General features: G+C 57.1%; 22 protein-coding genes and 1 pseudogene. 4 read left to right on the forward strand and 19 right to left on the reverse strand.

All coding sequences use genetic code 11. The features are described 5' to 3' along the window. Nucleotides 1-105: 105 nt before the first annotated feature. From pepB to trmJ, 10 genes are all read right to left on the reverse strand, one after another. Nucleotides 106-1392 carry an aminopeptidase PepB gene (gene pepB / locus LDK53_RS07865; protein ID WP_225285345.1) on the reverse strand — a complete coding sequence of 429 codons (1287 nt, stop codon included), beginning with the start codon at nucleotides 1390-1392 and terminating at the stop codon, nucleotides 106-108. Between the two features lie 60 nt (nucleotides 1393-1452). Further along, nucleotides 1453-1653 (reverse strand): Fe-S cluster assembly protein IscX, encoded by a 201-nt coding sequence (gene iscX / locus LDK53_RS07870; protein ID WP_003860650.1) that lies wholly within the window; start codon nucleotides 1651-1653, stop codon nucleotides 1453-1455. A gap of 1 nt (nucleotide 1654) precedes the next feature. Then, nucleotides 1655-1990: an ISC system 2Fe-2S type ferredoxin gene (fdx, locus tag LDK53_RS07875; protein ID WP_003860652.1), complete on the reverse strand. Its 336-nt coding sequence runs from the start codon at nucleotides 1988-1990 to the stop codon at nucleotides 1655-1657. Between the two features lies 1 nt (nucleotide 1991). Next, nucleotides 1992-3842, reverse strand: coding sequence for a Fe-S protein assembly chaperone HscA (gene hscA, locus LDK53_RS07880; protein ID WP_025757674.1), 1851 nt, complete (start codon nucleotides 3840-3842; stop codon nucleotides 1992-1994). Between the two features lie 14 nt (nucleotides 3843-3856). Beyond that, entirely contained in the window at nucleotides 3857-4372 is a 516-nt protein-coding gene (hscB, locus tag LDK53_RS07885; protein WP_025757672.1) for a co-chaperone HscB, read from the reverse strand. Between the two features lie 80 nt (nucleotides 4373-4452). Next, on the reverse strand, nucleotides 4453-4776 hold the full coding sequence (gene iscA / locus LDK53_RS07890; protein WP_003860659.1) for an iron-sulfur cluster assembly protein IscA: 324 nt from the start codon (nucleotides 4774-4776) through the stop codon (nucleotides 4453-4455). A 13-nt stretch (nucleotides 4777-4789) separates the two neighbouring features. Then, a complete protein-coding gene (gene iscU / locus LDK53_RS07895) occupies nucleotides 4790-5176 on the reverse strand; it encodes a Fe-S cluster assembly scaffold IscU (RefSeq protein ID WP_003860661.1) in 387 nt (128 codons plus the stop codon). Nucleotides 5177-5200: 24 nt separating this feature from the next. Continuing rightward, nucleotides 5201-6415, reverse strand: a complete 1215-nt coding sequence (gene iscS / locus LDK53_RS07900) for a cysteine desulfurase (protein ID WP_003860663.1) — start codon at nucleotides 6413-6415, stop codon at nucleotides 5201-5203. A 119-nt stretch (nucleotides 6416-6534) separates the two neighbouring features. Beyond that, on the reverse strand, nucleotides 6535-7026 hold the full coding sequence (iscR, locus tag LDK53_RS07905) for a Fe-S cluster assembly transcriptional regulator IscR (protein WP_225285348.1): 492 nt from the start codon (nucleotides 7024-7026) through the stop codon (nucleotides 6535-6537). A gap of 224 nt (nucleotides 7027-7250) precedes the next feature. Next, the gene (trmJ, locus tag LDK53_RS07910; RefSeq protein WP_047959243.1) at nucleotides 7251-7976 is read right to left on the reverse strand and encodes a tRNA (cytosine(32)/uridine(32)-2'-O)-methyltransferase TrmJ; all 726 of its coding nucleotides are present in this window, start codon (nucleotides 7974-7976) and stop codon (nucleotides 7251-7253) included. Between the two features lie 131 nt (nucleotides 7977-8107). Between trmJ and suhB the strand changes: the two genes are divergently transcribed. Continuing rightward, on the forward strand, nucleotides 8108-8911 hold the full coding sequence (gene suhB / locus LDK53_RS07915; RefSeq protein WP_003860668.1) for an inositol-1-monophosphatase: 804 nt from the start codon (nucleotides 8108-8110) through the stop codon (nucleotides 8909-8911). Nucleotides 8912-8960: 49 nt separating this feature from the next. On the opposite strand, the gene LDK53_RS07920 is transcribed toward suhB, so the two are convergent. Then, nucleotides 8961-9941, reverse strand: coding sequence for a nickel/cobalt transporter (locus tag LDK53_RS07920; RefSeq protein ID WP_225285350.1), 981 nt, complete (start codon nucleotides 9939-9941; stop codon nucleotides 8961-8963). Next, nucleotides 9932-10570: a DUF1007 family protein gene (locus LDK53_RS07925; protein WP_094918376.1), complete on the reverse strand. Its 639-nt coding sequence runs from the start codon at nucleotides 10568-10570 to the stop codon at nucleotides 9932-9934. Before LDK53_RS07925 ends, LDK53_RS07920 begins: the two co-directional genes overlap by 10 nt. A 125-nt stretch (nucleotides 10571-10695) precedes the next feature. Between LDK53_RS07925 and csiE the strand changes: the two genes are divergently transcribed. Then, on the forward strand, nucleotides 10696-11973 hold the full coding sequence (csiE, locus tag LDK53_RS07930) for a stationary phase inducible protein CsiE (protein ID WP_045284598.1): 1278 nt from the start codon (nucleotides 10696-10698) through the stop codon (nucleotides 11971-11973). Here csiE and LDK53_RS07935 read toward each other — a convergent pair. After that, a complete protein-coding gene (locus LDK53_RS07935) occupies nucleotides 11968-13113 on the reverse strand; it encodes a 3-phenylpropionate MFS transporter (protein ID WP_225285351.1) in 1146 nt (381 codons plus the stop codon). The two genes, csiE and LDK53_RS07935, sit on opposite strands and share 6 nt — an antisense overlap. Nucleotides 13114-13286: 173 nt before the next feature. Here LDK53_RS07935 and LDK53_RS07940 point away from each other — a divergent pair, with 173 nt between their 5' ends. Beyond that, nucleotides 13287-13709, forward strand: coding sequence for a DoxX family protein (locus LDK53_RS07940; RefSeq protein ID WP_023615984.1), 423 nt, complete (start codon nucleotides 13287-13289; stop codon nucleotides 13707-13709). Nucleotides 13710-13763: 54 nt separating this feature from the next. Here LDK53_RS07940 and glyA read toward each other — a convergent pair. Then, nucleotides 13764-15018: pseudogene (gene glyA, locus LDK53_RS07945) on the reverse strand (serine hydroxymethyltransferase). Between the two features lie 304 nt (nucleotides 15019-15322). Here glyA and hmpA point away from each other — a divergent pair. After that, entirely contained in the window at nucleotides 15323-16513 is a 1191-nt protein-coding gene (hmpA, locus tag LDK53_RS07950) for an NO-inducible flavohemoprotein (RefSeq protein WP_155031567.1), read from the forward strand. Between the two features lie 62 nt (nucleotides 16514-16575). Here hmpA and glnB read toward each other — a convergent pair whose 3' ends face one another. From glnB to purL, 5 genes are all read right to left on the reverse strand, one after another. Continuing rightward, a complete protein-coding gene (gene glnB / locus LDK53_RS07955) occupies nucleotides 16576-16914 on the reverse strand; it encodes a nitrogen regulatory protein P-II (RefSeq protein ID WP_003860685.1) in 339 nt (112 codons plus the stop codon). Nucleotides 16915-16979: 65 nt separating this feature from the next. Next, nucleotides 16980-18317: a two-component system response regulator GlrR gene (gene glrR / locus LDK53_RS07960; protein WP_047959249.1), complete on the reverse strand. Its 1338-nt coding sequence runs from the start codon at nucleotides 18315-18317 to the stop codon at nucleotides 16980-16982. Further along, a complete protein-coding gene (qseG, locus tag LDK53_RS07965; RefSeq protein WP_025757659.1) occupies nucleotides 18304-19041 on the reverse strand; it encodes a two-component system QseEF-associated lipoprotein QseG in 738 nt (245 codons plus the stop codon). The genes glrR and qseG overlap by 14 nt, the downstream gene beginning before the upstream one ends. Nucleotide 19042: 1 nt before the next feature. Next, on the reverse strand, nucleotides 19043-20470 hold the full coding sequence (qseE, locus tag LDK53_RS07970; RefSeq protein ID WP_225285353.1) for a two component system sensor histidine kinase QseE/GlrK: 1428 nt from the start codon (nucleotides 20468-20470) through the stop codon (nucleotides 19043-19045). A 532-nt stretch (nucleotides 20471-21002) separates the two neighbouring features. Beyond that, the gene (gene purL, locus LDK53_RS07975) at nucleotides 21003-24890 is read right to left on the reverse strand and encodes a phosphoribosylformylglycinamidine synthase (protein WP_225285355.1); all 3888 of its coding nucleotides are present in this window, start codon (nucleotides 24888-24890) and stop codon (nucleotides 21003-21005) included. Between the last annotated feature and the right edge of the window lie 118 nt (nucleotides 24891-25008).

A 25008-nucleotide genomic window follows, 5' to 3' on the forward strand; every position in this document is an offset into this window, starting at 1 on the left:
GCTTACCGGGCCTACAAAACCGTAGGCCTGTGCAAGCGCAGCGCCGCCGGGCAATATGATGACTCCGAAGGCGCGCGTAAGCGTAGCGCCACCCGGCAAAAAAGATTACTCAGCCGTTAGCAGGTTCGCCACGGTACGCACGCCGAGACCGGTCGCGCCTGCGGACCACTGCTCAACCGCCGCTTTACGGTACGTCGCGGAGCAGTCGATGTGCAGCCAGCCTTCGCGGTAGTTCTCAACGAAGTGGGACAGGAAACCGGCTGCGGTGCTTGCCCCTGCCGGGTACGCCGCGCTTGCGGTGTTGTTCAGTTCGGCAAAGTTAGATGGCAGCTGGCTGCGGTGGAACTCGGCCACCGGCAGGCGCCAGAACGGCTCGTTCTCTGCCGCCGCACTTGCCAGCAGGCGGGCAGCCAGCTTGTCGTCGAAGCTGAACAGCGCATGGTAGTCGTTACCCAGGGCGGTTTTCGCCGCCCCGGTCAGGGTCGCCATGTCGATAATCAGCTCTGGCTTCTGGGCAGAGGCATCGATCAGGCCATCGGCCAGCACCAGACGGCCTTCCGCATCGGTATTCATCACCTCAACGTTTTTGCCATTGCGGTAATGAATGATGTCGCCCAGCTTGAAGGCGTTACCGCTCACCATGTTGTCGGCGCAGCACAGGTACAGCTTCACGCGTTTTTTCAGGCCACGGGTAATCGCAAACGCCAGCGCGCCGGTAATGGTCGCCGCGCCGCCCATGTCGGACTTCATGGAGTCCATGAACGCGCTCTGCTTCAGGCTGTAGCCGCCGGTATCGAAGGTGATACCTTTCCCGACCAGGCAGGCAAAGACCGGCGCGTCTTTATCGCCGGTTGGGTTGTAGTCCAGCGCCAGCAGCACCGGAGGACGCTCAGAACCACGGCCCACGGTGTGGATCCCCATATAGTTCTGCTCGCGCAGATCTTCACCTTTGGTGATGCGGTAAGACATTTTATCGCCGGCCACGCCGCACAGCAGGTCAACGGCGCGCTGCGCCAGCTGTTCCGGTCCCAGCTCTTCCGCCGGTGCGTTGATGGTGTCGCGCACCCAGTCGATGATGTTCAGGCGGCTTTCCAGCTCTTTTTGACCGGCTTCGTCAAGGTTGGCCCACTCAATTTTGCGGGTGCCTTTCGGTCCTTTATAGCCAGCCCAGAACGCCCAGCTGCGGTCGGTGTCCCAACCCTCGCCTGCCAGAGAGACATGCTTAATGCCCAGGCCGTCAATTTTACGCGCGGCGCGCTGGATCAGGCCCAAATCATCGTTGCCCGTCAGGTGCAGGGTAATACCGTCGTTGTTGATGCTGTAGGTGGCTTTCTCGCCCCAGCGCGCGTCGGCAGGCTGATTCGAGAGCGTAATCTTCATCGCTTCGGTCATTTTATTTTTCCTTATTAGCAACTAGCAAACGGGCCGCCTGAAGGCAGCCCGTTATGTTATTTATTCTGCTTCATCTAACCAGACTAACAGAATCGCCTCCAGAATTTTTTCATTGGATGCGTTGGGATCGTCGTCGAAATCCTCTAAATCGCAGATCCACTGATGCATGTCGGTGAATCGTACGGTCTTCGGATCGAGATCCGGGTTCGCGTCGTAGAGCGCTTCGCCGATTTCACGGCTGTCAGTCCACTTCAGTCCCATATTAGTGCTCGCGTGCGTGGTTGATGGTATAGCGTGGGAATTCCACGACCAGATCTTCATCGGTCACCGCGGCCTGGCAGCTTAAGCGGCTGTCGGGCTCCAGACCCCATGCTTTATCCAGCATGTCGTCTTCGTCTTCGGTGCTCTCGGCGAGAGAGTCAAAACCTTCACGCACGATGCAGTGGCACGTCGTGCAGGCACAGGATTTCTCGCAGGCGTGTTCCACTTCGATACCTGCACGCAGGGCAACATCGAGAATGGTTTCGCCGGTCTTCGCTTCCAGAACAGCGCCATCCGGACAGAGGTCCGCATGAGGCAAAATAACAATCTTTGGCATATTAAACCTCGTCCACGGACTGGCCTTTCAGCGCGACGCGGACAGATTTGTCCATGCGGCGAGCAGCAAAGTCCTGGGTTTGTTTATCAACGTTTTTAATGGCTTCTTCTATTGCGTCAGCGTCATTGCCCTGGGCGACCACGCTTAAGTGCGCGGCAGCCTCGTCAATCACCTGACGCTCAGCGGCGCTTAACAGCGCGGCATCGGCAGCGAGCGCGCCGTTCAGGCTTTCAAGCACGCGTGCGGCTTCCACTTTCTGTTCCGCCAGCATACGCGCCTTCACATCCTGCTCGGCGTAACTCATTGAGTCCTGAATCATGGAGGCGATTTCGCCATCGGTCAGGCCGTAGGACGGCTTCACCTGGATGGACGATTCCACACCGGTGGATTTCTCCATCGCCGTGACGCTCAGCAGGCCGTCCGCATCCACCTGGAAGGTGACGCGAATATGCGCCCCGCCCGCCGGCAGCGCCGGAATGCCCCGCAGCGCAAAGCGCGCCAGAGAGCGGCAGTCCTGTACCAGCTCACGCTCGCCCTGCATCACGTGGATGGACATCGCGGTCTGGCCGTCCTTAAAGGTGGTGAACTCCTGCGCGCGCGCCACCGGAATGGTGGTGTTACGCGGAATGACTTTCTCCACCAGGCCGCCCATGGTTTCTAGCCCCAGCGACAGCGGGATGACGTCCAGCAGCAGCATTTCGCTGTCCGGCTTGTTGCCGACCAGTATATCGGCCTGAATCGCGGCGCCCACAGCGACCACTTTGTCCGGATCGATGGCGGTCAGCGGCGTGCGGCCAAAGAACTCACCTACACGTTCACGCACCAGCGGCACGCGGGTGGAGCCGCCCACCATGACCACTTCCAGCACCTCGTCAGCCTCAACGCCGGCATCTTTCAGCGCGCGACGACAGGCCAGCAGGGTACGCTTAACCAGCGGAGCGATCAGATCGTTGAACTGGTCGCGGGTGATTTCACCCTGCCAGCCCGCCACGTTCACGCTGGCTGACTGCGCATCGCTGAGGGCGATTTTGGCGTCAATGGCCGCATCCAGCAGTTCACGCTGTACGCGGGCATCGCTGCGATCGGCAATACCCGCCTGCTCGCGGATGTAATCCGCCAGCAGATGGTCGAAGTCATCGCCGCCCAGCGCGGAATCCCCGCCGGTGGCCAGCACTTCAAACACCCCGCGGCTTAAGCGCAGGATGGAGATGTCAAAGGTGCCGCCGCCGAGATCGTAGACCGCAATCACCCCTTCCTGACCGGAGTCAAGGCCGTAGGCAATCGCCGCCGCCGTCGGTTCGTTCAGCAGGCGCAGCACGTGCAGGCCCGCCAGACGCGCGGCGTCTTTGGTGCCCTGACGCTGTGCGTCGTCAAAGTAGGCCGGAACGGTAATGACCACGCCGTCCAGATCGCCGCCAAGGGTCGCCGTCGCGCGCGCAGCCAGCGCTTTGAGGATATCTGCAGAAACACGGATCGGGTTCAGCAGACCGGCCGCGGTGGCAATCATTGGCAGGCCGTTTTCACTTGCCTGCAGCTGATACGGCAGATGCGGGTAACGGGTCTGAATATCGGCCAGCGAGCGGCCCATCATGCGCTTTACCGAGCTGATGGTGTTGGCCGGATCGCGCGCCGCGTTGGCGCGAGCGTCATAGCCGACCGCGTGACCCTGCTGCTGGTAGTGGACCACGGAAGGCAGCAGATGGCGGCCCTGCTCGTCAGCCAGCGTTTCCGCCTGGCCGCTACGCACGGTCGCCACAAGGGAATTGGTGGTGCCCAGGTCAATACCGACCGCCAGACGACGCTGGTGCGGTGCGGCACTTAAGCCAGGCTCACTAATTTGTAATAAGGCCATAATTGCTTCCGAAATTAAAAATCGAGCAGCTTTTCTTCGAGTTGTTCAGCACTGCTTCGCAGTTTATCGAGAAAACGGAGTTTGCGCACAGTATCTGCCGCCACGTCCCAGGTCTCGTTGTTCAGTTGCTCCACCATCTGCTGATGGCGGGTATCGAACATACCCTTTACGCGCGTGATAAAGCGTTCCAGACGCGCTTCGTCTTTGGCCTGTTCAATCTCATCAAGCTCTTCGCGAAGCTCCAGCTGCTCCATCAGAAACGCCGTGTCGCGCACGGTGTGCTGCTCGCTCGCGAGATCAAACCCGTGGAGCGAAAGCAGATATTCTGCACGCGCCAGCGGATGGCGCAGCGTCTGCCAGGCCTGGTTGATGGTCGCAGATTGCGATACCGCAGCCAGCTGCTCCGCCTGCGTACCACTGGCGAATTTATCCGGATGGTACTGACGCTGCAGGTCCTGAAAACGGGTAGTCAGCGCCTGGAGATCAATCGGGTATTGAGCGGGTAGTCCGAAGAGAGTGAAGTAATCCATAACAATCTCAGGGGTAGCCTGTTAGAACAAACCCCACGCGTGGCGGGTAACGCCACGGTGGGGTTTCGGATAACGCGCGATTAAACGTGGAAGCTTTCGCCGCAACCACACTCGTCTTTGACGTTCGGGTTCGTGAATTTGAACCCTTCGTTCAGGCCTTCTTTTACAAAGTCCAGCTGAGTGCCGTTGAGGAATTGCAGGCTTTTGCCATCGACCACCACCTTCACGCCCTTGTCTTCAAACACGGTGTCATCAGACGCCGGCTCGTCAACAAACTCCAGTACGTAAGCCATACCAGAACAGCCGGAGGTACGTACGCCCAGTCGCAGGCCAAAGCCTTTACCACGGTTCGCCAGAAAAGAGCTTACTCGCGCGGCAGCGCTGTCGCTAAGGGTAATCGACATACTCAAACCTCAATTATTTTGCTTCACGTTTGCTTTTGTAATCCGCAATGGCGGCTTTGATCGCGTCTTCTGCCAGAATGGAACAGTGAATTTTCACCGGCGGCAGTTCGAGCTCTTCAGCAATGTCCGTGTTCTTGATTGCCTGTGCTTCGTCCAGAGACTTGCCCTTCACCCATTCGGTCACCAGGGAGCTGGACGCAATAGCAGAACCGCAGCCGTAGGTCTTGAAGCGCGCGTCTTCAATGATACCTTCATTGTTGACTTTAATCTGCAACTTCATCACGTCGCCACACGCGGGTGCACCGACCATGCCGCTGCCGACAGATTCATCGCTGTTGTCAAAAGAGCCAACGTTGCGCGGATTTTCGTAATGATCGATGACTTTTTCGCTGTATGCCATGATTGAATTCTCCTTATGTACCGATTAGTGATGTGACCATTCAATGCTGTTCAGATCCACGCCCTGCTTAAACATTTCCCACAGTGGAGAAAGGTCGCGCAGACGGCCGATGGAATTGCGAACCAGCTTGATGGTGTAGTCAATCTCTTCTTCGGTAGTGAAACGACCTAAAGAGAAACGGATAGAGCTGTGTGCCAGCTCGTCAGTCATACCCAGCGCACGCAGCACGTAGGATGGCTCCAGGCTTGCAGACGTACAGGCAGAACCGGAAGAAACCGCCAGGTCTTTCAGGGCCATGATCAGCGATTCGCCTTCAACGTAGTTAAAGCTCACGTTGAGGATGTTCGGTGCGCCCTGCTCGAGATCGCCGTTCAGATACACTTCTTCCATATCTTTCACGCCGTCCCACAGACGGTTACGCAGCGTACGCAGGCGCGCCATCTCGGTTTCCATCTCTTCTTTCGCAATGCGGTACGCTTCGCCCATGCCCACGATCTGGTGAACAGGCAGGGTACCGGAACGCATGCCGCGCTCGTGACCGCCGCCGTGCATCTGTGCTTCGATGCGGATACGTGGCTTACGACGAACGTACAGTGCGCCAATGCCTTTCGGGCCATAGATTTTGTGGCCGGAGAAGGACATCAGGTCCACTTTCAGCTGGCTCAGGTCGATAGGCAGTTTGCCCACGCTCTGGGTCGCGTCAACGTGGTAGATGATACCGCGCGCGCGGCACATTTCACCGATGGTCGCGATGTCCTGTACCACGCCGATTTCGTTGTTGACGTGCATGATGGAAACCAGAATGGTGTCATCACGCATGGCCGCTTCGAGCTCTTTCAGGTCAATAATGCCGTTGCTCTGTGGCGCCAGGTAAGTAACTTCAAACCCTTCACGCTCGAGCTGACGGCAGGTGTCCAGCACGGCTTTGTGTTCGGTTTTGCTGGTGATGATGTGCTTGCCTTTTTTCTGATAAAAGTTGGCTGCACCTTTGATCGCCAGGTTGTCGGATTCGGTCGCACCGGAGGTGAAAACAATCTCACGCGGGTCGGCACCCACCAGGTCAGCAATCTGATTACGGGCGATATCAACCGCCTCTTCAGCATGCCAGCCAAAACGGTGTGAACGGGAAGCTGGGTTACCAAAGTTTCCGTCCAGGGTCAGACACTGCATCATTTTCTCGGCAACACGCGGGTCCACCGGCGTGGTTGCGGAGTAGTCGAGATAAATCGGTAATTTCATTGCTCTATAAACTCCGTACATCGCTTCAATGCAAGGAATCAGGCAACCGGCTGGATGTACGACCGAGTACACGGGGCATGTTTTTGCCCCGGCCTGATTCTGAAATACTTATCGTTTTATTACGCGCGTAATTTGACGTCGATAGCGTCCTGCGCGCGAGCGCTGCGTTGGGAATCATGGCTATGCTGACGACCGGATACGTCCAGAACTTCCTGGTTATTCACCAGTTCACCGAGGGTGATGTTGTTCAGGAAGCCGGTCAGACGGTCGCTCAGATCGCGCCACAGCGCGTGGGTCAGGCACTTATCGCCACCCTGGCAGCCGCCTTTACCCTGGCAACGGGTCGCGTCAACGGATTCGTCTACGGCGCTAATCACTTCGCCGACTGCAATACTGCCCGCGTCTTTACCGAGCAGATAACCGCCGCCCGGACCACGAACGCTGGAAACCAGTCCATTTTTACGCAGTCTGGAGAACAGCTGTTCAAGATAAGAGAGGGAGATCCCTTGTCGTTCAGAAATATCAGCCAACGGAACCGGGCCCGCTTCGGAGTTGAGCGCAACGTCCAGCATCGCGGTTACGGCATAACGCCCTTTAGATGTCAGTCTCATGTCTTACTTAACCTCAAACTCGCCCCTGCCCGGGGTTTTTTATAGTAAAATTGGGTATTGCATAGCAGGGCCAAGTCTGACATTCCTGACTAAAATGGTCAACTATTTACTTGACTGTTTTAGTCAGGTATTTAACCTTCTGTGCCGTTTTACCTGGGTGCGGCCTGATGCCCTCACCTCACCCCGCCCCTCTCCCACAGGGAGAGGGAGAAAACAAACCGGCACTACTCTTTATTCTTCTGCTCAATCGACGCCAGAATGCCGCGCAGGATGTTCAGCTCCTGGCTTTCCGGACGGGCGCGGGTAAACAGACGACGCAGTTTGTTCATCACCTGCCCCGGGTGGCCTTCACGGATAAATCCGGTAGAGAGCAGGGTCTGCTCCAGATGCCCATAGAAGCGCTCCAGATCGTCCACCAGCGGATACGCCGTCTCTTCCTTCGGTTCTGCCGCGTTCTCCTGCGTCGCCAGCCAGGCCATACGCACTTCGTAAGCGATAACCTGCACCGCCATCGCCAGGTTCAGCGAGCTGTATTCCGGGTTCGCCGCAATGGCGACGTGATAGTGGCATTTCTGCAGTTCGTCGTTAGTCAGGCCAACGCGCTCGCGGCCAAACACCAGCGCAACCGGCGCCTGTTCCGCTTCCGAGACACTTTTCAGGCCGCATTCGCGCGGATCGAGCATGGGCCACGGCAGCGTACGTGAACGCGCGCTCGTCCCCACCACCAGGCTGCAACCGGCCAGGGCTTCATCGAGCGTGTCCACGATCTGTGCATTGCCGATCACATCGCTGGCACCGGCCGCCAGAGCAATCGCCTGCGAGTCAGGTTTCACCAGCGGGTTCACCAGCCAGAGATTGGTTAAGCCCATGGTTTTCATAGCGCGGGCAACAGAGCCCATGTTGCCGGTGTGCGATGTTTCGACCAGCACGATTCGAATGTTTTGCAGCATAATTTTTAATGTCTGAATTCAGTGTCTGAAGAATATTCGGGCATATTATCATAAACGGGAGACATAATCCGATCCCGCTGCTATACTCTGCGCCGATTTTCCTGTTCTTTAACATCCAGTGAGAGAGACCGATGCATCCGATGCTGACCATCGCCGTGCGCGCAGCGCGCAAGGCGGGTAATGTAATTGCCAAACACTACGAAACGCCAGACTCCGTAGAAACCAGCCAGAAAGGCAGCAATGATTTCGTGACTAACGTCGATAAAGCCGCAGAAGCGATTATTATCGAAACGATCCGCAAATCTTACCCACAGCACACCATCATCACCGAAGAAAGCGGTGAACATGAAGGTACCGATCAGGATGTTCAATGGGTTATCGATCCACTGGATGGCACCACCAACTTCGTTAAACGCCTGCCACACTTCTCTGTGTCTATCGCCGTACGCATTAAAGGCCGTACTGAAGTCGCCGTTGTTTACGATCCAATGCGTAACGAACTGTTCACCGCGACCCGCGGTCAGGGCGCACAGCTGAACGGCTACCGTCTGCGCTGCAGTAATGCCCGCGATCTGGATGGCACCATCCTGGCGACCGGTTTCCCGTTCAAGGCGAAACAGCACGCGACCACCTATATGAATATCCTCGGCAAACTGTTCACCGAATGCGCGGACTTCCGTCGCACCGGTTCTGCCGCGCTGGATCTGGCCTATGTGGCAACCGGCCGCGTTGACGGTTACTTCGAACTCTCACTGAAGCCATGGGATTTTGCAGCGGGCGAGCTGATCGCACGTGAAGCTGGCGCGATCGTCTGTGATTTCACCGGCGGCCATAACTATATGTCTACCGGCAACATCGTTGCAGGTAACCCACGCGTTGTTAAAGCCATGCTGGCAAACATGCGTGATGAGCTGAGCGATGCGCTGAAGCGTTAATGCCGAAAATGCCCTCTCCCACAGGGAGAGGGCATCAGGCCGCCCCCTTTTAAAAAGGCCGCAATCCCCTTCCTACCGGCACGGCGCTCATCCACATCGTCACCGCCGCCACCAGCAGAATCACGCCTCCCGCCAGCGCAAGTGTTGTCCACCCTATCTGTCGCCACAGCACCGGCGTTTTACTGCCGCTGAGTTTTACCGCCAGCTGACGAAAGCTGTGAACCAGCAGAGCCAGCGACGAAATCGTCAATGACGTCCCGGCCGCCATGGCCAGCGCAGACAACATGCCCCAGCCGAACACGCCAATCACTTTACTGAACAGCAACACCATGATGGCTCCCGAACACGGGCGCATGCCCATCGAGAGCACAATCATCAACCGCGCGCGCCAGTCGTCGCCGCTCTGCAGCTGTTCCTGCGTGGGCAGATGCTGATGACCGCAGCCGCAGTGGGCATCATGAACATGATGCGGTGTAAAGGATTTGAACGTCGGCTTTTTCAGCAGCGCGCGCAGTCTTTTTAGCGCCCGCCAGCAGAGGATTAGCCCCAGCACGCCCACCAGCGCATAGCTCCCCTTCTCCAGCCAGAAACTGCTCATGTGCAGCTGGCGCGCGGGAAGCTGCAACAGCGAAAGAACCACCACCACCAGCCCGATAGCCACGCCTCCCTGCAGCAGCGAAGAGGCCAGCGTCAGACCGATGCTCGATTTAAGCTTCGACGGATGGGTGGCAAGCCAGGTGGTGATGACGATTTTGCCATGCCCCGGCCCCAGCGCGTGCAGAACGCCATAGAGAAAACTGAACGCCAGCAGGGATCCGCCCGCTTTCGTTGGATTTTCTGCCACCGCTTTCAGTAACCCGCTCATCTGCTGGTTAACCTCACGCTGCCAGACAATGCTTTTCATCATTACCTGCGGCCAGGCCTGCCATAGCCACAGCGCGCCGCACACCGCGAACAGCAAAAAGAGGGCCAGCGGCCAAAGATGTAGCCAGCGGCGTGGTTTTCGAAGAGGAGAAGCAATCACTGACATTGTAAGGTCACCTCCTGCGCGAACTGTTTGCCCAGCGCCATGTCTTCAGGTGGGGCATCTTCTTTGTCGAGCGAAATCGCAAAGTTACGCGTCTCTTCGCTGGGGTTCGGGGTGTGAACAGAGAGTTTGCAGTTTTTTTGCAGCGCGGCAGGCAGCTGTACGTCGCTCTCCTTGGCGTAACTCATGTCGACGTAGTAGGTGGGATCAAAGGTCGAAAAGGTATATTTTTGCCCGGCTAGCGGCTGGGGATGCGCCAGCGGAAGCACAAACGTCAGTACCGCCTGATGCCCGTCACGCGTCATACCGTATTCCGTGGGACGGTTCAGAAATTTGACCTTTTGCCCGTTATGCCAGAACTCGGTGAAGTAGTGCTGGCCGAGCACGTTGGCCATCACTTCCGCTGCCAGCTTTTTCCAGATCTCATCGCCGGGTTTTGCGTTACCCGCATCATAGAGCAGGTCAGCCGAGGTGATCTCATCCATCGTCCAGCGCATTTTCAGGCCGCTCAGCTGCGTGCCGTCGGTGACCAGCTCGGTTTTAAGGCCAATAAAACTGTGAGGGTGTGCGCTGGCAGTGAAGCCGATCGCCGCCAAAAATAACGTCATCGCGCATTGTTTAACTGTTTGCATCAATTCCTCACGTCAAAAATTCTGTGATGTTCCCCAGCAATCCTGAGTGAAAGGCCTGCCGGCGCGCTTTTCAGCGCCCATCCTTTAGCTATTCTTATCAAACATTCACACTGGATACCCGACAGATGATGACGACGCTTGAAATTCCATCTGTGCTTTCCAGTTCGCAGCGCCGCTGCCAGGTGCTTTTGATGCTTTACCTGCCCGATGCTGCCGTCACCGCACAGAGCATAATCGCTGCCAACGGCGTGGACGACGCGATGGCACGGCAAGATATAGCCGAGACGCGTGATGAAATCCAGCGCTATCACCGGCTGGATATCGTCACGCACCAGGACGGCAGTTACCGGCTTGAAGGCACAGCCCTGAATCAGCGTTTATGCCTGCTGCACTGGTTGCGCCGGGCGCTGCGGCTTTGCCCGCAGTTTGTCTCGCACCAGTTTACCCCGGCATTAAAAACCGCGCTTAAACAGCACGGCATTGCGCGGCCGCTTTACGACGACGCGAACCTGCGGGCGCTGATCAACTTCTGTTCGCGCAAGCTCCAGCGCCAGTTTGAATGCCGCGACGTGCAGTTTTTACAGCTCTATCTGCAGTACTGTCTTATTCAGCATCAGCTGGGAAATACGCCCCAGTTTTCCCATTCTCAGCGCAGCTGGACCCAGTCGAGAGGGGAGTATTTCACGGCGCAGGAGATCGTGCGGCACTGGAAACGGCGCGTCCCGCAAGGGGCACACGGGGATGAACAGCTGTTTCTGGCGCTGTTGTTTATGATGCTCCGCACGCCCGATCCGGTACTCGATAAACACCAGCAGGATCAACGTTTGCGCCGGGCCATCGTGCGCATGGTGGCCCGTTTCCGCTCGCAGACCGGGATGAACTTCAGCGATGAGCAAGGCCTGACCGATCAGCTCTATATCCATCTTGCACAGGCGCTGGACCGTTCACTGTTTGAGATTGGCATCGACAATAGCCTGCCGGAGGAGATCCACCGTCTCTACCCTCGCCTGTTACGCACCACCAAAGAAGCGCTGTTTGAGCTGGAAGCGGAGTTTGGGCTGCGTTTTTCCGATGAAGAGATGAGCCTTGTTGCGGTGATTTTCGGTGCCTGGCTGATGCAGGAGACCGATCTGCACGAAAAGCAGGTGATCCTGCTGACGGGTGACGATAAAACCAGTGAGGATCGGATTGAACAGCAGCTTCGCGAGCTAACGCTGCTGCCGCTCAACATTCGCTACCTGACGCTGCAGGCGTTTCAGAAAGAGGGGGCGCCGCGCGAAGCTGCGCTGGTCATTACCCCCTACCCCACTGCCCTGCCGCTGTTCTCACCGCCGCTCATTCATGCCGTTGAGACACTGAACGCGCAGCAGCAAGAACACATTCGCGCGATGCTGGAATCATAGCGGCGCGCGAGGGGCCACTTTAGGGCGAATAATCATAGCAGGTAAGGCCACCAGCGCCATGACCCAGAAGACACCGTGCCCCAGGTGCTGATAGAGGAACCCCGCAAAGACTGTCATGATTGCGATACTGCCTCCCATCGCGACCGCCGAATACACCGCCTGCAGACGAATAACGTCCCCGCCTTCGCGCGCCGCGATATAGCGCATCGCCGCCAGATGACAGACGGTAAAGGTGCCGCAGTGAAGAATTTGCGCCACAATCAGCCACGGCAGATCGGTCGTCCAGCCCATAATGCCCCAGCGCGCCACGCCGCACACGGCGGAAAGCAGCAGCAAGTCACGGGCGCCAAAGCGGCGGAACAGCTTTTTGCTCAGGGCGAAAATCACGACTTCGGCCACCACCCCCAGCGACCACAGGTAGCCAACGGCAGAAGCCGAATATCCTGCGCCTTGCCAGTAAATGGCGCTGAACCCATAGTACGCTGCGTGTGCCCCCTGAAGCAGACAGACGCACGCCAGAAAACGCCAGCTTTGTGCAACCAGACTCCGCCATGCGGGCCAGCCTGCGCTCTCCTGATGGCGACTTTCTCCCTGAGGCATTACCGATGGTCGTAGCAGCATGCCCAGCAGCATAGAGGCAATACCGATGCTTAACAGGGCAAGAATGGCGCGGTAATCGTAAAGGCTGACCAGTTTACCCACCAGCGCCGAGCCAATCACAAACGCAATGGAGCCCCACAGGCGTACGCGACCGTAGTCCATGGTGATCTGCTTTTGCCAGGTGTTCGCCAGCGCGTCCGTCAGGGGCACCAGCGGCGAGAAGAACAGGTTAAAGCCAACCATCACCACCATCAGCCACGCAAACTGGTGGTTGATCCAGAAGCAGGCCACAAAGACCAGGGTCAGCAGAGCCAGAATGCGCACGGCCTTGATCAGTAAGGAGGGATCGCTGACGCGCGGGGCAATCAGCAGGCTACCGAGAAAACGCGCTACCAGCCCGGCCCCCAGCAGGACACCAATGGTCTCGGGCGTCAGGCCGATCCCCTTGAGCCAGACGCTCCAGAAAGGCAGAAAAATACCGTAGCTAAAGAAATAGGTGAAATAGCTGAGCGCCAGCCAGCGCGTGGAATGCAAGACCATGAATCCCTCCCGAAATCGAGGCCATAGTCTGGCGAGAATATAAAAATTAAGCAAGTCGATAGCCTGCTATAAATTAACGAAAAAATAACATTTTGTGCAGTCGTCTGGCTTATGGCAGGGAATGAAAATGTGTATTACGTTTAAATTACTCCACTTGCAGAGGTATTTCTGCCATGAACTCACTTCGCTATCTCGATTTCGGTCAGTCACGTCATTTGCTGCTGCTGATTGGGCGCATCGCGCTTGTCGTACTGTTTATTATCTTTGGTTACCCAAAACTGACGGGGTTTAGCGGGACCGTACAATACATGACCTCGCTGGGCACGCCGATGCCCATGCTGGCGGCCATTATTGCAGTAGTCATGGAAGTGCCTGCCGCGATCCTGATTGTGCTGGGCTTTTTCACCCGTCCTCTCGCCGTGCTGTTTGTGTTCTATACGCTGGGTACGGCGATTATTGGCCACCATTACTGGGATATGACCGGTGATGCGGTCGTACCGAATATGATTAATTTCTACAAGAACGTCAGTATTGCGGGAGCCTTTATATTGCTGGCGATTGTGGGTCCGGGCGCCATCTCCCTCGACCGGCGTTAAGCCATAAAAAAAGGCCGCAAGCGCGGCCTTTTTTAATTCTGCAAAGCAGAGGAATTATGCGTATACCGGGAAGCGTGCGCAGATATCCAGCACTTTACCTTTGACGCGCTCGATAACCGCTTCGTCATTGATGTTGTCCAGAACGTCACACATCCAGCCAGCCAGCTCTTTCACTTCCGCTTCTTTGAAGCCGCGGCGAGTCACAGCCGGAGAACCGATACGGATACCGGAGGTCACAAACGGGCTCTTCGGATCGTTTGGCACGCTGTTTTTGTTCACGGTAATGTTGGCGCGGCCCAGGGCAGCGTCAGCTTCTTTACCGGTCAGGTTCTTATCAACCAGATCCAGCAGGAACAGGTGGTTTTCAGTACCGCCGGATACCACTTTGTAGCCACGGTTCAGGAACACTTCCACCATCGCTTTGGCGTTCTTCGCCACCTGCTGCTGGTAAACCTTGAACTCAGGCTCCATCGCTTCTTTCAGCGCGACCGCTTTTGCCGCGATAACGTGCATCAGCGGGCCGCCCTGCGCGCTTGGGAACACAGCGGAGTTCAGTTTTTTGTACAGCTCTTCATCACCGCCTTTCGCCAGGATCAGGCCACCGCGTGGACCTGCCAGGGTTTTGTGGGTGGTGGTGGTCACAACGTGAGCGTGTGGAACCGGGTTCGGGTAAACGCCCGCAGCAATCAGACCCGCAACATGCGCCATGTCGACGAACAGGTAAGCACCGATGCTGTCTGCGATTTCACGCATTTTTGCCCAGTTCAACGATACCGGAATAAGCAGAGAAACCACCGATGATCATCTTCGGCTTGTGCTCTTTGGCCTGCTTAGCCATGTCTTCGTAGTCAATTTTACCGGACTCATCAATACCGTAAGGGATGATGTTGTACAGTTTGCCGGAGAAGTTAACCGGGGAGCCGTGAGTCAGGTGGCCGCCCTGCGCCAGGTTCATACCCAGAACGGTGTCGCCCGGCTGCAGCAGCGCGGTGTAGACCGCGAAGTTAGCCTGAGAGCCAGAGTGCGGCTGAACGTTTGCGTAGTCAGCGCCAAAAAGTGCTTTCGCGCGGTCGATAGCCAGCTGCTCTACGATATCAACATACTCGCAACCGCCGTAATAGCGCTTGCCCGGGTAACCTTCAGCATATTTGTTGGTCAGCTGAGAACCCTGCGCCTGCATCACGCGCGGGCTGGTGTAGTTTTCGGAGGCGATCAGTTCGATGTGCTCTTCCTGACGTACTTTTTCCTGCTCCATAGCCTGCCACAGTTCGGCATCATAATCGGCAATGTTCATTTCACGCTTTAACATCCGCATCTCCTGACTCAGCTAACAAGTAAATTTTGGCCTGAAAAGGCAGTCCTGTTGGACGACGGGCAACAGTATAACTGATTAGTTCTGTGATAACAGGTCTTGACAAACGATTTTACGCAAACGTTTTCCTACCCGCCACGCAAGGGTTTGAGGAATAAAGATCTCGCGATTTCCAGCGGATTTCTTTTCAGGTTTGTGATGCATATTTTTCATCTTGCAAAGAACCATTTACAACGCAGGGGTATTTTTTATAAGATGCATTTAAAATACATCATTAAAGTGACATCAGAAGGACGCGCTCATGCTCGACGCTCAAACCATCGCTACCGTTAAAGCCACCATTCCCCTGCTGGTCGAAACCGGCCCCAAACTGACCGCCCATTTCTACGATCGCATGTTCACGCACAACCCGGAGCTCAAAGAGATTTTCAACATGAGCAACCAGCGTAACGGCGATCAGCGCGAAGCCCTGTTCAATGCCATTGCGGCCTACGCCAGCAACATTGAAAACCTTGCGGCGCTGCTGCCTGCGGTGGAAAAAATTGCGCAGAAACATACCAGCTTTCAGATCCAACCCGAGCAGTACAACATTGTTGGTGCTCACCTGCTGGCAACGCTGGACGAGATGTTCAGCCCGGGTCAGGAGGTTCTGGACGCATGGGGCAAAGCCTACGGCGTGCTGGCCAATGTGTTTATCAACCGTGAAGCACAGATTTACAACGAAAACGCGAGTAAGAAAGGCGGCTGGGAAGGCACCCGCGCGTTCCGCATCGTTGAGAAAACGCCGCGCAGCGCTTTAATCACCAGCTTCGAATTTGAACCGGTAGACGGTCAGCCGGTGGCGGATTATCAGCCAGGGCAGTATCTGGGCGTATGGCTCAAGCCTGAAGGTTTCCCGCACCAGGAGATCCGCCAGTATTCCCTCACCCGCAAGCCCAACGGAAAAAGCTATCGCATTGCGGTGAAGCGCGAGGACGGCGGACAGGTATCCAGCTGGCTGCACAACGACGCTAACGTGGGTGACGTGGTCCACCTGGCCGCGCCGGCGGGCGACTTCTTTATGACCGTTGAGACGGCTACCCCGGTCACGCTGATCTCCGCTGGGGTGGGACAAACGCCAATGCTGGCGATGCTGGATACGCTGGCGGCGTCAAAACACGCTGCCCGAATAAACTGGTTCCATGCCGCCGAGAACGGTGACGTGCATGCGTTTGCTGATGAAGTGAAAACCCTGGCAGCGAGCCTGCCCCGCTTTACCGCCCACACCTGGTATCGCCAGCCAACGGAAGCCGACCGCGCGGCCGCTCGCTTTGACAGCGAAGGTCTGATGAATTTACGTCAGATGGAAGGGGCATTCAGCGCGCCAGATATGCAGTTCTACCTCTGCGGGCCGGTGGCGTTTATGCAGTATGCCGCGAAGCAGCTGGTCGAGCTGGGGATAAATAAAGACAACATTCATTACGAATGTTTCGGGCCGCATAAGGTGCTGTAATGCAAAAAGCCCCTCTAAAGAGGGGCTTTTTTTCGCCGGATGAAACCCGGCCAGGCAACGTTTTAAATCGCCGCGTCGTCTTCTTCGCCGGTACGGATACGGATCACGCGCGCCACGTCAAAGACGAAGATTTTACCGTCGCCAATTTTGCCGGTCTGCGCCGTGCGGATAATGGTATCCACACAGGTGTCTACGATATCGTCGCTCACCACGATTTCAATTTTCACTTTCGGCAGAAAGTCCACCATGTACTCTGCGCCACGGTAAAGCTCGGTGTGGCCTTTCTGACGACCAAAACCTTTCACTTCCGTCACGGTCATCCCGGTGATGCCGACTTCCGCCAGCGCTTCACGTACATCATCCAGTTTGAAAGGTTTAATAATCGCATCAATCTTTTTCATGGTGGGTCCTTAAACTCTTGCCTGTAAGCTGCTTCGTAATCGGTTGCTCACAGTACCATACGGCATTACTCTTTAAAATCGTTTGCTTCCAGCTCATGGCGTGACAGCAGTTTATAAAACTCAGTGCGGTTGCGTCCGGCCATGCGCGCCGCGTGGGTCACGTTGCCTTTGGTGATCTGCAATAGCTTGCGCAGATAGTTCAACTCGAACTGATTCCGCGCTTCGGCAAAGGTCGGCAGCGCCGTGTTTTCCCCTTCCAGTGCCTGCTCCACCAGCGCGTCACTGATCACCGGTGACGAGGTCAGCGCCACGCACTGCTCAATCACGTTGACCAACTGACGCACGTTACCCGGCCAGCTGGCGGCCATCAGCCGCTTCATCGCATCGGTGGAAAACGCGCGCACGAAGGGTTTGTGACGATCGGCCGCCTGGCGCAAAAGATGATTCGCCAGCAGCGGAATGTCTTCCGCTCGCTCGGCCAGTGCGGGGATCTTCAGATTGACCACGTTCAGACGGTAGTAGAGATCTTCACGAAACTCGTTGCGGGCCATCACCTTCGGCAAATCCCGGTGCGTGGCGGAAATAATACGCACATTAATGTCGATGTCGCGGTTGCTGCCCAGCGGGCGAACTTTCCGCTCCTGCAACACGCGCAGCAGTTTGACCTGCAGCGGCGCGGGCATGTCACCAATCTCGTCGAGGAAAAGCGTGCCGCCCTCCGCCGCCTGAAATAGCCCTTCCCGGCTGCTGACCGCGCCGGTGAATGCGCCGCGGGCATGGCCAAACAGTTCAGATTCGAGCAGTTGTTCCGGGAGCGCGCCACAGTTGATCGCAATAAAGGCATTTTTGCTGCGCGGGCTGGCGTTATGGATCGCCTGCGCCAGGATCTCTTTCCCGGTTCCGCTCTGGCCGTTAATCAGCACGCTGACGTCTGACTGTGCGACCATCCGCGCCTGCTCGAGCAAACGCAGCATAATGGGACTGCGGGTGACGATAGACTCCCGCCACGCTTCATCCCCCGCCGGAGCGGCATGTTCCAGCGCGCTGTCGATCGCCTTATAAAGCGCGTCTTTGTCCACCGGCTTGGTCAGGAAGCTGAATACCCCCTGCTGGGTCGCCGCAACCGCATCCGGGATCGAGCCGTGCGCCGTCAGGATAATCACGGGCATACCCGGCTGCTGCTTCTGGATCTCCGCGAACAGCTGCATGCCGTCCATTTCGTCCATCCGCAGGTCGCTTATCACCAGATCAATTTTCTCGCGGCCGAGAATTTTCAGCCCCTCGACCCCGCTTTCCGCGGTCACCACGCTGTAGCCTTCACTCACCAGACGCATCCCCAGCAGTTTTAACAGCCCGGGATCGTCATCCACCAGTAAGAGATGGGCAGGTTTACGGCTCGTCATGCTTCACATCCTCTTGTTTCGGCGTATCGCTGTCCGGTACAGCGGATGAACTTCCCGGCTGATATTTACGCGACGAGAGCTGTCTTTCGATATCGGTCAGGTTTTCCAGCTTACGTGTCGTGGTATCCAGTTGCGTACGCAAATGCTGCTGCTGCTGACGCAACGTATCAAGCTCGCTGTCGGTGGACTGCTGGAGTTTACTGTAGCGGGAGCGCTCTTCTGACAGCTGAAGTTGTAATGTCTGTCCATCACGCCAGAGCTGGTATACCGGGCGCACCTGGCCCGGCAGGTTGACCACCAGGGTGTCCAGTCGGGTCACGTTGGCGCGGCGTTCAACGGGGGTGATTTTGGCATCAGCCAGTAAAATGCCGCGCTTGAAAGCGTCCTGCCAGGTGTCGTCATCCAGCATCGCCGCTTTCGAGCGAGCCTCAACCGGCGCAAGACGCTGGGCGCAATCTATACCACGCAGCCAGAACAGCGGGTTGCTTTCGACGTCGTGGCCTGACAGGTTCCAGATATCGTCGCAGCGGGTTGAGAGAAAATCTGCCAGCTGGTTATCTGGCCATTTATCTTCTTGTTTACCGCTAATCGCACTTTGCGGCACATGAGAAACACAGCCTGCCAGCACTAAACAGGGCAAGCCCAGGCGAAACGTGTTGCGGGAAAACACCGCGCGTATGGCGCGGAAAAAGACGTGTGACATACTCACCAGACATAGATTCATTTTATTGATTTTTCCGGCTCAGGGGCAGTTCGATACGGAAGCAAACATCGGAACGTGCGTCCGTGGCAATGTTTAGCTCACCCTGCATGCGTCGTATACAGTCCCGGGCGATGCTTAAGCCCAGACCGCTGCCTTTCACCGCGCCTTTCCGCTGATGACTTCCCTGGAGAAAGGGTTCGAAGATCATGGTTTTTTCGTCATCAGGGATCGGGGTGCCGGTATTTGCGACGTCAATAAACACCCGTGAACCATTCGTATAGCTTCGGATATAAATGTTACCGGATTCAGTACCATAGTGCACCGCATTGGAGTAAAGATTATCCAGAACGCTCATCAGCAGCATGGGTTCAGCCAGGCACGCTGGCGCATTAAGTTCTACGTCGGTATGCATCATTTTAGCTCTTGCTGGCAAGCTATGGGCGGAGATCACCATATCCACCAGCGGCTCAATCTCCACATCTTCCAGTACAACCGCCCCATCCGCCAGCTTGCGGTTGTAATCCAGCAACTGCTCAATCAGCTTTTGCAGATTGCGGCTGCTGTTATCCAGGATCTCGACAATTTCTTTCTGTTCAGAAGTGAGGGGCCCTGCCACTTCGTCCGCCAGCAGCTCAGTCCCTTCACGCATGCTGGCGAGCGGCGTTTTAAGCTCATGAGAGATATGGCGCAGGAACTGATGACGCTGTGATTCAAGCCACGCCAGGCGCTCGGACAGCCAGATAATGCGCTGGCCGACGGAGCGCAGCTCGCGCGGGCCTTTAAAGGCGACCGTATCCCCAAGCGATTTCCCCTCCCCGAGGCGGTTGATCATGCGCTGGATGCCCTTTACCGGGCCGATGATCATGCGGGTAAAGAGCAGTACCAGCCCAAGACTCACCAGGAATAGCACCAGCGCCTGCCAGCCAAAAAACTGGCCGCGCTCGGCAATCTCCTGCTGGAGTTGCTGGCCGCGAGAGAAAATGACCGTGCGCGTTGACTGCACCATCTCGGTGTTGGCGGTGGCAAAGGCCTCAAGACGCGCGGCGGCGGCGGCATCCGGCCCGCTATTGTGGCACTGCAGCTGAGCAAGATCGTTCAAATCCTGACGTAACGCCTGATAGAGCTTGTCGTCAGGCAGTACCCCCGCGTGCGCGTCCAGCATTTCGCTGTAGCGTTTACGCTGACTCTGATAAACCTTTTCCAGGGTCCGATCGTCAAGCACGCAATACTGGCGGTAGCTTCGCTCCATCTCCAGCGCGGCGTTGGTCATCGCCTCACTGCGTCGGGCGTCGATGAGCGTCGTACGGTTGGTCAATGCCGCCTGCGCACTCAGCGCGTTCAGACTTTGCCAGGCCTGCCAGGCCAGGATTAGCAGCGGCAGCAGGATCAGCAGGAAGGCCATCATGACGAGCTGTCGCAGGGAGCGGGGAAAAACGGGCCAGCGTTTCAACGCATTACTCTCTTAATGGGGGTTTACGCAGAGCGTAACTGAGTCTGCCCTTCAGATACAACAAAGCCGGGTAAAAACCCGGCTTTGTCATGGAATGAGGCGGTGCCTAACTCGACGTTTCGCCCTGGCCTGATAAAGCATCGCTATGATCAGTAGTTGGACGGCAGGCACCTTTTTGTGCGTCATTCGAAGTTTATGTAGCACGTCCCGAAGGGGCTGACATAAGAAGGTGAATGAGCCACTGGTTAATATTATGCAACACCCATGCCAGAATGCAAAACAAAAAATTAATACGTTGAAATATATGCATTTTACGCAATTAGCCCGTTCGTTATCGGTTGAATAATTTCCAGGCTAAGTGTCGCCATTAAGCAACACCCTAACAGGAACCTTTCCTGTTATATATAAATCAACAAGTTAAATGTCTCCATTTAGAGACAGCCGCAAACCTTCTTTGTCGCAATTTTGCGACACGCATAAAAAAGCCCGGTAGCGCTCACGCTTACCGGGCCTGCAGGGAGTGCGCTAAAACTTAACCCAGCTGTTTACGCGCATTGCGGAAAATACGCATCCACGGGCTGTCCTCGCCCCAGTTTTCCGGGTGCCAGGAGTTGCTCACGGTACGGAACACGCGCTCCGGGTGCGGCATCATGATGGTTGCACGGCCGCTCTCGCTGGTCACAGCCGTAATGCCGTTGACGGAACCGTTCGGGTTAGCCGGGTAGGTTTCCGTGACCTTGCCGAAGTTATCGACAAAGCGCAGCGCCACCAGGCCTTTGCTTTCAAGCTGGGCCAGATGCGCGGCATCACGCACTTCGACCTGACCTTCACCGTGGGAAACGGCGATTGGCATCTGCGAACCGACCATCCCCTGCAGCAGCAGAGACGGGCTCTGGGTCACTTCAACCAGGCTGAAGCGCGCTTCGAAGCGGTCAGACTGGTTACGCACAAAGCGCGGCCAGGCTTCACTTCCCGGGATCAGCTCACGCAGGTTAGACATCATCTGGCAGCCATTACACACGCCCAGCGCCAGGGTTTGCGGACGGTGGAAGAAGGTTTCGAACTCGTCACGCACGCGGCTGTTGAAGAGAATAGACTTCGCCCAGCCCTCACCCGCGCCCAGCACGTCGCCGTAAGAGAAGCCGCCACACGCCACCAGCGCCTGGAAATCTGCCAGGCCGGTGCGGCCCGCCAGCAGGTCGCTCATATGAACGTCGATAGCATCAAAGCCCGCACGGTGGAAGGCAGCGGCCATCTCAACGTGGGAGTTAACGCCCTGTTCGCGCAGCACGGCCACTTTTGGACGCGCCCCCGTCGCAATGTACGGCGCAGCGATGTCTTCATTGATGTCGAAGGAGAGCTTCACGTTCAGGCCTGGATCCTGATCGTTGGCCTTCGCGTTATGCTCCTGATCGGCGCACTCCGGGTTATCACGCAGGCGCTGCATCTGCCAGGTGGTTTCCGCCCACCACATACGCAGCGTGGTGCGGCTCTCGCTGAACACGGCGTGACCGTCTGCTTCAATGATGAAGCGGTCGCCCTGAACGGCTTTACCGAGATAGTGCACGCAGTCTGCCAGGCCGTGCTGCGCAAGGAGGGCTTCGACGGCGTCGCGATCTGCCGCACGCACCTGAATCACAGCACCCAGCTCTTCGTTGAACAGCGCCGCCAGATGATCTTCGCCCAGCGTTGCGATGTTCGCTTCAACGCCACAGTGACCGGTGAAGGCCATTTCGGCCAGGGTGACCAGCAGGCCGCCATCGGAACGGTCGTGGTAGGCCAGCAGCTTGCGCTGTGCCACCAGCGCCTGGATGGCATCATAGAAACCTTTCAACTGCGCCACATCGCGCACGTCGGCAGGTTTATCGCCCAGCTGACGGTAAACCTGCGCCAGCGCGGTGGCACCCAGCGCGTTATGCCCTTTACCCAGGTCAATCAGCAGCAGGGCGTTGTCTTCGGTCAGGAGCTGTGGCGTCACGGTATGACGCACGTCTTCCACGCGCGCAAACGCGGAGATGATGAGCGACAGCGGAGAGGTGATCTCGCGCTGCTCGTTGCCTTCCTGCCAGCGGGTCTTCATCGACATGGAGTCTTTACCCACCGGAATGGTCAGCCCCAGCGCAGGACAGAGCTCTTCACCCACCGCTTTTACGGCTTCATACAGGCCCGCGTCTTCACCCGGGTGACCGGCTGCGGCCATCCAGTTTGCGGACAGTTTAATGCGTTTGATATCGCCAATCTGGGTCGCGGCAATGTTAGTCAGGGCTTCACCAACGGCCAGACGGGCAGAGGCGGCGAAGTCCAGCAGCGCTACCGGCGTACGTTCGCCCAGCGCCATCGCTTCACCGTAGTAGCTGTCGAGGCTCGCGGTGGTTACGGCGCAGTTCGCCACCGGGATCTGCCACGGACCCACCATCTGATCGCGTGAGACCATACCGGTCACGGTACGGTCGCCGATGGTCACCAGGAAGGTTTTCTCAGCGACAGCCGGCAGGTGCAGGACGCGATTAACCGCTTCCGCCACGGTGATGCCCTGACGATCCAGCGCTTTGCCCGCCGCTTTACGGGTCTGCACGTCACGGGTCATCTTCGGTGTTTTACCGAGCAGCACATCCAGCGGCAGATCGATTGGCTGGTTGTCGAAATGGGTGTCGCTCAGGGTCAGGTGCTTCTCTTCGGTTGCTTCACCGATGACGGCATACGGCGCACGCTCGCGGCGGCACAGCTCGTCAAACAGTGGCAGCTGATCTGCGGCAACCGCCAGAACATAACGTTCCTGAGATTCGTTACACCAGATTTCCAGCGGGCTCATCCCCGGCTCGTCGCTCAGGATATCGCGCAGGTTGAAACGACCGCCACGACCGCCGTCGCTGACCAGCTCCGGCATGGCGTTAGAGAGACCGCCTGCGCCAACGTCATGAATAAAGAGGATCGGGTTCGCGTCGCCCAGCTGCCAGCAGCGGTCGATCACTTCCTGACAGCGGCGCTCCATTTCCGGGTTGTCGCGCTGAACGGACGCAAAGTCGAGATCCGCGTCAGACTGACCGGAGGTCATCGAAGACGCCGCACCGCCACCCAGGCCGATGTTCATCGCCGGGCCACCGAGTACGATCAGCTTCGCGCCAACGACGATCTCGCCTTTCTGCACGTGATCGGCACGAATGTTGCCGATCCCGCCCGCCAGCATGATCGGTTTATGGTAGCCACGCAGCTCTTCGCCGTTGTGGCTCTCCACTTTCTCTTCATAGGTACGGAAGTAACCGTTCAGGGCCGGACGACCAAATTCGTTGTTAAACGCCGCACCGCCCAGAGGGCCGTCGGTCATGATATCCAGCGCGGTAACGATGCGCTCCGGCTTGCCGAAATCTTCTTCCCACGGCTGCTCGAAGCCCGGAATACGGAGGTTGGAAACGGAGAAACCGACCAGGCCCGCTTTTGGTTTAGCACCGCGACCGGTCGCCCCTTCATCACGAATTTCACCGCCGGAACCGGTCGCCGCCCCCGGCCACGGGGAGATCGCCGTCGGGTGGTTATGGGTTTCCACTTTCATCAGGATATGCGCAGGCTCCTGATGGAAGTCATAGCGCCCTGCTTCGCGATCGGCGAAGAAGCGGCCCACCTCAGAACCTTCCATCACCGCGGCGTTGTCTTTGTAGGCAGACAGCACGTGGTCAGGGGTTTTCTCCATGGTGTTTTTAATCATTTTGAACAGCGACTTCGGCTGCTGTTCGCCGTCGATAATCCAGTCGGCATTGAAAATCTTATGGCGGCAGTGCTCAGAGTTCGCCTGCGCGAACATGTAGAGTTCGATGTCATTCGGGTTGCGGTTGAGCTTAACAAACGCATCCTGCAGGTAGTCGATTTCATCTTCTGCCAGTGCCAGGCCGAGACGCAGGTTGGCGTCAATCAGCGCCTGACGGCCCTGCCCCAGCAGGTCAACGCTCTGTACCGGCGCAGGCTGATGGTGGGAGAAGAGCTTCTGCGCGTCATCGAGAGAGGCAAACACGCTCTCCATCATGCGATCGTGCAGTTCAGCCGCAACCGCCTGCCACTGTGCGTCGCTCAGGGTTGACGCTTCCACATAGTACGCCACGCCGCGTTCCAGACGGTTAATCTGGCTCAGACCACAGTTGTAGGCGATATCGGTGGCTTTGGAAGACCAGGGGGAGATGGTGCCCGGACGAGGCGTCGCAAGGATCAGTTTGCCGGTTGGCGTATGGCTGCTCAGGCTTGGGCCATACTTGAGCAGGCGTTCCAGCTGTACGCGCTCCTCTGCATTCAGGGGGGCATTCAGGTCAGCAAAATGGACATACTCAGCGTAAATATTGCTTACCGGAAGGTCGGCCGCCTGAAAACGTGCCAGCAGTTTGTTAATACGGAAGGCAGACAGTGCAGGCGAACCACGCAGAATTTCCATCATAAGTCTCTCGTCTTCGAAGCGCCGGGGCGCTTACAGTGTGCGCAAGGGGGGAAAACGGGCGTCATTATAGAGAATCCTGAGCGCCGACGAAACCGTTTGCGTCGAAATAAAATCGACG

The organism is Enterobacter sp. K16B, assembly GCF_020216105.1.
Taxonomy (GTDB): domain Bacteria; phylum Pseudomonadota; class Gammaproteobacteria; order Enterobacterales; family Enterobacteriaceae; genus Enterobacter; species Enterobacter sichuanensis.